Below are 8027 nucleotides of genomic sequence, written 5' to 3'. Positions count from 1 at the left end.
CATTTATATTGTTATCTTTTTGTAAAAGTATGATAATCTGTACAAATAAGTTTACAATAAAGCTATAGCACCCTATGCGACTAGAAATAAGCTGTCAGGACCGTCTTGGTATCACTCAAGATGTTTTAGATATCCTCGTTACAAAAGAAATAGATTTACGTGGTATAGAAATTGACCCCACAGGTAAAATTTTCCTTAATTTTCCCAATATTGAGTTTGCCGATTTTCAGCATCTTATGCCTCAAATACGCCGCATTGACGGCATTGAAGATGTTAAGACAACGCTCTTCATGCCAGGAGAGCGCGAAAAGAACCAGCTTTCTGCTATTTTGAGAACCTTGCCGGACCCCGTTTTTTCTATAGATGCAAAAGGCAATATTTTACTGTGCAACGAAGCAGTAAGTGCAGGACTTGAAATGCCAAGTAGCGATATCGTTGGTACTGAGGTAAGCGAAGTCGTGAAGGGGTTTAACTTTACTAAATGGATGGATGGTAAATCCCCAGGCCCCCAGTCTTCAAAAGTGAAGTTTATTCAGCAGGATTACCTTGCTGATATGTTGCCTATTACTGTACCTGATGGTGAGAAAAATATGATTATGGCGGGTGCCGTAGTTATATTGAAATCAGAAATGCGGCTTGGTCAACAATTTACTGCTTTTCACCAGTCTCCCACAGATAGCTTTGACCGCTTTGTGACTCAATCGCCGTTTATGAAGCGAGTAGTTCACGAAGCAAAGCGAATAGCTGACCTCGATGCACCTATTTTAATTTTCGGTGAAACCGGCACGGGTAAAGAAATGATCGCTCGCGCGTGTCACCAATCTAGTCGCCGCAGTGAAGGGGCATTTTTAGCGCTAAATTGTGCTTCACTGCCCGATAGCGTGGCAGAAACTGAGCTATTTGGTTATGCAGCGGGGGCATATAATCAGCCTAATGCTAAAGTGGGCCTTTTGGAACAGGCGAAAGGCGGAACTCTGCTACTTGACGAAATAGCTGACATGTCTTCACAGCTTCAGGCTAAGCTGCTTCGAGTTTTAGAAGATGGCGAATTTAGAAGAGTAGGGGATTCAGAGCCAGTTAAAGTGGACGTACGATTTATTTGCACTACGTGTCGCGATTTGGGCCAGCTTGTTGAAGAAGGGCGATTTAGAAAAGAGCTGTACTACCGCTTGAACGTACTAAGCGTGGTTATGCCGTCTTTGAAAGATAGAAGACAGGACATTGTACCTTTGGCAGAGTCGTTTATTGCGCAGCACAGTACCAAACTGGGGCGACGTCCCGCAAAACTCAGCAAATCCTGCGTAGATTTTCTTCAGCAGTATCCTTGGCCTGGCAATGTAAGGCAGCTGCAAAATGCGCTCTATCGCGCATTGTCATTACTTGATGGAAAAGAAATCACAAAAGAAGATATTCAGTTGCCAAGTTGTGCACCTAGCGTCACTTACATTGATGAAAACTTTGAAGGCACGCTGGATGAAGAAGTGAAGAAGTTTGAAAAGGATTTGCTAAAGCGCTTGTATCCTTCATATCCAAGTACTCGTCAGTTAGCGAAAAAGTTAGGTTTAAGCCATACGGCCATTGCTAACAAGCTACGTGAGTACGGTATAAACAAGGCAACGGTAAAGCTTTAACTAGTGAGATATTTGACCTTTGCCACATGGCAAAGGTCAACATGGCTTAGCTTTTTTAACCTCTTTTAGCGGATAAAAGTCACCAGCATTCTGTGTGCATTTTTACCCTCTCACTCTCGCCTCTCGATATGCCCTCTTGATTTTGTTTTTTTGCCTAAGAGCGGCATCACTTCGCCTGTTACGATAAATTTACATTACCTAAGGCGCAAGTATTCAGGGCTATACCTGCATGACTGACCCTACCGTGCGTACATCCTTTCTTACAGCAAAATAAAACTTCGTACCCGGAACACTTCTCAAGTTATACCAACTAGTGGCATAACTATACCTACATAACGCTTTTAAATTGCTGACGCTCTAACAAAACTCTCGTTTCAAACTAAGTGAGAAGAAAAATTAGGTACATGGGTCAAGCAAGAGAAACATTTGTCGAGGAAAGAATAATGAAATTAGCTACCTATAAAAATGAAACCCGAGATGGCTGCCTAATGGTAGTGTCACAAGACCTTTCTCGCGCATGCAGTGCACAAGACATTGCGAAAACTATGCAACAAGCATTAGACAATTGGAAAGAAATAGCGCCCCAGCTTCAGATGAAGTATCAAGCACTAAATGACAATACTTGCGACAGCGTGCCATTTGATGCTTCTCGATGTGATTCGCCTTTGCCAAGAGCGTATCAATGGGCTGATGCAAGTGCTTATGTAAATCACGTTGAGTTAGTAAGAAAAGCACGTAATGCAGAAATGCCGGAAAGTTTTTGGACCGATCCGCTAATGTATCAAGGCGGTTCAGATGACTTCATCGGGCCTGTTGATGACATTATATTGCCAAGCGATGACTGGGGAATTGATTTTGAGGGCGAAGTTGCCGTTGTTACCGACGATGTGCCGATGGCGTGTTCCCCAGAGCAAGCTTCAGAGCGTATTCGCCTTATTATGTTGGTCAATGACGTATCGCTTAGAGGCTTAATTCCTGGTGAACTGGCCAAAGGGTTCGGTTTCTTTCAATCCAAACCTGCTTCTAGTTTCTCGCCGGTGGCAGTAACACCAGACGAGTTAGGTAATGCTTGGAACGATAGTAAAGTTCACCTGCCATTACGCTCAACCTATAACGGAGAATTGTTCGGTAAGCCCGAAGCGGGTCAAGACATGACGTTTAATTTCGGTCAGCTAGTTGCACATGCAGCGAAGAGCAGAAATCTTGGTGCAGGCGCTATCATTGGTTCTGGCACAGTATCAAATAAACAGGGAACGGATCATGGTTCTGCTATTTCTGAAGGCGGTGTGGGTTATTCTTGTATCGCAGAAGTACGTATGATCGAGACTATTCGCGACGGCAAACCTTCCACTCCGTTCATGCAGTTTGGCGACCGCATTCGCATTGAAATGCTCGATCAAGAGGGTAACTCAGTATTTGGTGCTATTGAACAGCAGGTAAAGCCGCTGAACTAAAGATTTAGTAGTGATTATTGGCGCAAGCAGCAACGACTTCTTTTTTTAAAAAGCATGCTATTACTTCTCGTGCAGGTCGTTGTTTCTCGTACCATCACTGATAGAAAGAAAAAGCATTGATGAATAACGAAGAGCATTACTTTCTCTCGTTATATGTTTGACTGATGGAGTATCACCATGAGCATAAAGCTTTACGGCTATTGGCGTTCAACCGCTTCGTATCGAACGCGTATTGCGCTTAATTTAAAAGGTGTTGATTACGAGTATGTGCCAGTGCATCTAGTCAATAATGGCGGTGAGCAACATAGCAGTGAATATTCAAGATTAAATCCTGCACACCTTGTTCCAACCTTTGTTGATGAAGACGAAGACATCATTCTTAATCAATCGCTAGCCATTATTGAATATCTTGATGAAAGGTATGAGGGTGATCGCAGGTTAGTGCCAGAGCACAGAACAGAACGCGCTAGAGTTAGAGCATTGGCGCAAGATATTGCCTGTGATATTCAGCCGATCGGCAACCTTCGGGTATTAAACGCGCTTAAAGGTAATTTCGAGGCTTCACAAGATGAAGTAGCTAAATGGGCGGCGCATTGGATAACCTTAGGGTTTGATGGAATTGAGAAGCGTCTGCAAACCCAAGCTGGGAAATACTGTTTTGATTTTGACGTTACGCTGGCTGATATTTGTTTAGTACCGCAAGTGTACAATGCGCAGCGTTTTAACGTAGATATGAGTCTCTACCCGCTGATTAGTAAAATAGCGAACAACTGTAACGAGCTTAGTGCATTTGAACAAGCTAAGCCTGAGAATCAAATAGACGCGGTTTAATCTGTAGAGTCAGAGTATAAATGTACTCTGACCCCGCACGTTTTGGCTACTGACGTTTTATGGGAAGCTCGGTGGTGTTTTTCACCTGCTTTAACGCAAATGTAGAGCTTAAATGGTCTACGAGGGGAAGATGGGTCAGTTTCGTCTTAAGTAAGAATTCGTACTCTTCAATACTTTCCACTATGACTTTAAGCAAATAATCTTTTTCGCCGCTGGTTGTATGGCACTCTACTATTTCATCGATGTTTTGAACCGCATTTTCAAAATCAGTCAGTGAGTCACCATCGTGGTTTTTAAGCGTAACATAGATAAATACCGATACTCCTAAGTTGAGTTTTTTGCTATTTAGCAACGTAACTTTACCAAGAATTATTCCATCAGCTTCCATTCTTTTGACGCGACGCCAACACGGTGTGTGTGACAATCCGACACGTTGACTTAAATCTGCCATTGATACCGTGGCGTCTTGCTGAAGCACGCGTAAAATCTCACGGTCAAATTTATCCAATTTCATTAACACTGTTTCCGTCGTTTTTATGATGTTTATTATATATCAAAATAAATTCTAGGATAACTGTCCTAGAAAAATAGTATTCAATTCTATTGCGTTTCAGTTTGTAAAACTCATTAACAAACTTTGCAAGGCCTGTCCTCAGAATAATCAGATACACTTTGCAAAATGTTAATGATCCTCTGCGAGACCGACGCGAGACCGTCAATTGTATCGCAAATTGTTATCAGACTCTCTCATCATCCCAAATGAGCTGTGTTTCGATATCGTGACACGTCAGTATTTGGGAAGGCTTTAACTCATCACAGTATTAATAGGGAATATATGTCAGTTTTTGATCACCCAGAGTTCGATAATCACGAACACGTTGCGTTTTATCACGACGAGAAGGCGGGCCTGAGTGCCATTATTGCTGTACACAATACTAACCTTGGCCCAGCGCTTGGCGGTTGTCGTATGTGGCCCTATGTAAATAGTGGTGAGGCGTTGACCGACGTATTAAGATTATCAAAGGGTATGACATACAAAGCTGCAATGGCCAACCTAGAGCTTGGCGGTGGCAAGTCTGTAATCATCGGCGATCCTCGAAAAGTTAAATCGCCTGAAATGATGCAAGCAATGGGGAAATTTGTAGAGTCGCTAGGTGGAAAATACTTCACAGCCGAAGATTCGGGGATCTCAGTAACTGATTTACAAACCATGGCAACTGAGTCTGACTACATAGCGGGTGTTAAAGCTCAGTATCATTATGCAGGTGAAGTACCAGATGGAAACCCTGCACCGTCAACGGCTTATGGTGTTTTCGTTGGTTTAAAGGCCACGGTGGAGTATGGCTTGAAGCGAAGCCTTGATGGAGTAAGTGTGGCCATTCAAGGAATGGGGCACGTAGGGTACCGACTTGCCAAACATTTGCATGAGCATGGTGCTAAACTGTACGTGGCAGACATCTATCCTGAAGGTGTAGAAAAGGCCGTTGCTGAGTTAGGTGCGACTGCAGTAGCACCAGAGGAAATTTTAAGTTTAGACGTAGATGTATTGGCCCCTTGTGCACTAGGTGCTGCAATAAACGACCAAACACTGCCAGCAATTAAAGCGAAAGTGATTGCGGGTGCTGCAAACAATCAACTTGCCCGTGAAGATATTGGCGAGTTGCTTCAAAAGCGCGGGATATTGTATGCGCCAGATTACGTGATTAATGCGGGTGGAGTAATCGACATCTTCCATCAGCGCATGGAGTCGAGCTCTAACGAAGCGCTCCGCACACATATTGAACAAATCGGCGATACGCTAAAAGAAATTTATACCCGCGCAGAGCAAGAGGGGGCGGCGACTAACCGCGTTGCAAATGTTATCGCTGAAGAGAGATTTTCTATAAAGGGTTGAAAACTCTTGGTCAAATAGTCATAATGCGCCCCGCACTCAGGCAGGGGCGAATGACTTTGCTTTGAATGCGATTTTCTATGGTGGGCTTTTGGTCCTCCCGCAATGATACTTTGTGAACCCGGTCAGGCCTGGAAGGGAGCAGCCGCAGCAAACGACTCATGTGCCGGGATGTGGCTGGAGGCCCGCCACCCAAATCTCTTATTCTATTTCTTCAGTACCTTCTTCTGCATTTTCGTTTTTACTTTTTTCTGTTTCGTCTAAATATTTCAGTGCTTTGCTAATGGCGTGCTCAACATTCATTTCCATTTGATTTCGTTCACTTTGCGGCAGATAAAATGCCATATCGACTTCATATCGAATATAGCGTGGTGGAACCTGATTTAGCGCTAGACAGCACAAGTCGGCCAAGTAGTCGGGGCTTTTAGTCGTATCAAGCCCAAGTTTGCTAATTCTCTCTAAGACCAAGTGTTCGTAATAGTTGTGAATATCGTCATCTAGTTTCATGTTCATTCCCCTTATAATTTTTGTAAACGCCGTGCTTTGCAACTTGAATAGTAAGCAAGTTAAAAGCTACGCAAGAAGCATTAAGCTTCAAATGGACACATTCATTTACGCGCAGCGATTCACGACATTAGCCTCAGCTATGTAACCTTATAATGTATAGCTTGTATTCTGCGGATGTCGAGTTGACTATGATTGAACTACACGGTTCAAATCAGTACAAATTTGTATTAAGGCAGCAATAAAATGAAAAAAAATATAGAGCCCTGCTACTACGGCGATTACTTACATTTAGATAAAGTGCTGGGCGCGCAAGAACTACAAAGTGAAAAATACGGTGATGCAGCGCACGAAGAGGTGTTGTTCATTATCGTACATCAAGTTTACGAACTTTGGTTTAAACAGGTGCTCCATGAATTAAATGCCGTTATTGATACCTTTAATCAAGAAACGGTGAAAGATCAGCAGCTAACGTTAGTAGTACACAGACTGCATCGAGTCATACAAATTCAAAAACTAATGAACGACCAAATAGCGATCATGGAAACCATGACCCCGCAGCAATTCTTGTCATTTAGAGACTACCTTGTACCCGCATCGGGTTTTCAAAGTATTCAATTTAAACGCTTGGAGATCTCTCTTGGCTTAAAGCGTGATTTTAGAATCGACTTCGATAAGCAAAGCTTTTACAACCGCCTTACAGATAAAGACCGGGCACTGCTAGAAAGCTTAGAAAGCAAACCAAGCTTGTTTGAACTGGTCGATGATTGGCTTTCTCGGATGCCGCTTTTAAAAACTGAAGGGTTCGACTTTTGGCAATACTATAAAAATGCTGCTGACGAAATGTTGAAAGATGACCATCACACCATTGCTACTAGTGATATGTTGTCGCAGACGGAAAAGCGTCAAGAGCTTAACGACCTGAAAGCTACTATGGACAATTTCGATGCTTTGTTTAATGAAGATAAATTTGAAGAACTAAGAGGCGAAGATAAGTTTCGTTTAAGCCATAAGGCCATGCTCTCAGCTTTATTTATTAAGCAATATTCTGAAGAACCCGTTTTCAACCTTCCTTTTCAACTCATCACTGCGCTAACCGAAATAGATGAACAACTCACTATATGGCGCTATCGTCACGCGATGATGGTTCAGCGTATGCTCGGCACTAAAATAGGAACAGGAGGTTCTTCCGGGCACCATTATCTTAAAAAAACCACCGAGTCCAACCGCATTTATCTAGACTTCTTCAACATGGCAACGTTTCTGTTGCCTAAAAGTGCGTTACCTGAGTTGCCCGAGTCGGTGCGTAGATACTTGGGGTTTTATCTGCAATAGCTTAAAGTATTAGAAAAAATGCATAAAAATTAAAGGTTTAGATTGAAAGATAGACGGGTTCAACAAGTTGTCTTGCTAAACCTTTGTTTCGTCGCAAGTCTCGCAAAAATGAGTTGAAAATCATTCTCTAGTTAGTCAATTATCCTTTCGGATAAATTATTTATCTTTAATAAATACAAAGATTTAGGTTCGCTTAATTGATTTTTTAAAAAAGTTTAATACTAAATCATGACTAACAAGGGAATACGTACATGTATCAAATCAGGAAAAGTGCAGTTGCTTTAGCAGTTGCACTGTCAATTGGTGCAACTGAACCAGCTTTTGCAAACAACACTAATAGATCAATTCAAGGAACCTCTATCCAAGTAAATGGCAGCAGCC

General features: G+C 42.5%; 7 protein-coding genes and 1 other RNA gene. 6 read left to right on the top strand and 2 right to left on the bottom strand.

The features are described from left to right. Positions 1-74 precede the first annotated feature (74 nt). The 3 genes from tyrR (at position 75) to maiA (ending at position 3916) form a co-directional block, all read left to right on the top strand. Positions 75-1631, top strand: coding sequence for a transcriptional regulator TyrR (gene tyrR / locus KL866_RS05695; protein ID WP_025254419.1), 1557 nt, complete (start codon positions 75-77; stop codon positions 1629-1631). Between the two features lie 443 nt (positions 1632-2074). Next, positions 2075-3085 (top strand): fumarylacetoacetate hydrolase family protein, encoded by a 1011-nt coding sequence (locus KL866_RS05690; RefSeq protein WP_025254420.1) that lies wholly within the window; start codon positions 2075-2077, stop codon positions 3083-3085. A gap of 177 nt (positions 3086-3262) precedes the next feature. Then, positions 3263-3916, top strand: coding sequence for a maleylacetoacetate isomerase (gene maiA / locus KL866_RS05685; RefSeq protein ID WP_025254421.1), 654 nt, complete (start codon positions 3263-3265; stop codon positions 3914-3916). Positions 3917-3962: 46 nt separating this feature from the next. On the opposite strand, the gene KL866_RS05680 is transcribed toward maiA, so the two are convergent. Then, positions 3963-4430 carry an Lrp/AsnC family transcriptional regulator gene (locus tag KL866_RS05680; RefSeq protein ID WP_014948689.1) on the bottom strand — a complete coding sequence of 156 codons (468 nt, stop codon included), beginning with the start codon at positions 4428-4430 and terminating at the stop codon, positions 3963-3965. A 321-nt stretch (positions 4431-4751) separates the two neighbouring features. On the opposite strand from KL866_RS05680, the gene KL866_RS05675 reads away from it, so the two are divergent. Next, positions 4752-5810 (top strand): Glu/Leu/Phe/Val dehydrogenase dimerization domain-containing protein, encoded by a 1059-nt coding sequence (locus KL866_RS05675; RefSeq protein WP_025254422.1) that lies wholly within the window; start codon positions 4752-4754, stop codon positions 5808-5810. Between the two features lie 86 nt (positions 5811-5896). Then, an RNA gene (gene ffs, locus KL866_RS05670) (signal recognition particle sRNA small type) lies at positions 5897-5993 on the top strand. A gap of 15 nt (positions 5994-6008) precedes the next feature. Here the strand turns inward: ffs and KL866_RS05665 are convergent. After that, positions 6009-6314, bottom strand: coding sequence for a late competence development ComFB family protein (locus tag KL866_RS05665; RefSeq protein WP_025254423.1), 306 nt, complete (start codon positions 6312-6314; stop codon positions 6009-6011). A 243-nt stretch (positions 6315-6557) separates the two neighbouring features. Here KL866_RS05665 and KL866_RS05660 point away from each other — a divergent pair, with 243 nt between their 5' ends. Then, on the top strand, positions 6558-7646 hold the full coding sequence (locus KL866_RS05660; protein WP_025254424.1) for a tryptophan 2,3-dioxygenase family protein: 1089 nt from the start codon (positions 6558-6560) through the stop codon (positions 7644-7646). The last annotated feature ends 381 nt before the right edge of the window (positions 7647-8027 follow it).

It is taken from the genome of Alteromonas sp. ALT199, assembly GCF_018619335.1.
Classification (GTDB): domain Bacteria; phylum Pseudomonadota; class Gammaproteobacteria; order Enterobacterales; family Alteromonadaceae; genus Alteromonas.
The sequence above is the reverse complement of the archived record's forward strand: the minus strand, read 5'-3'. Positions and strand labels throughout refer to the sequence as shown.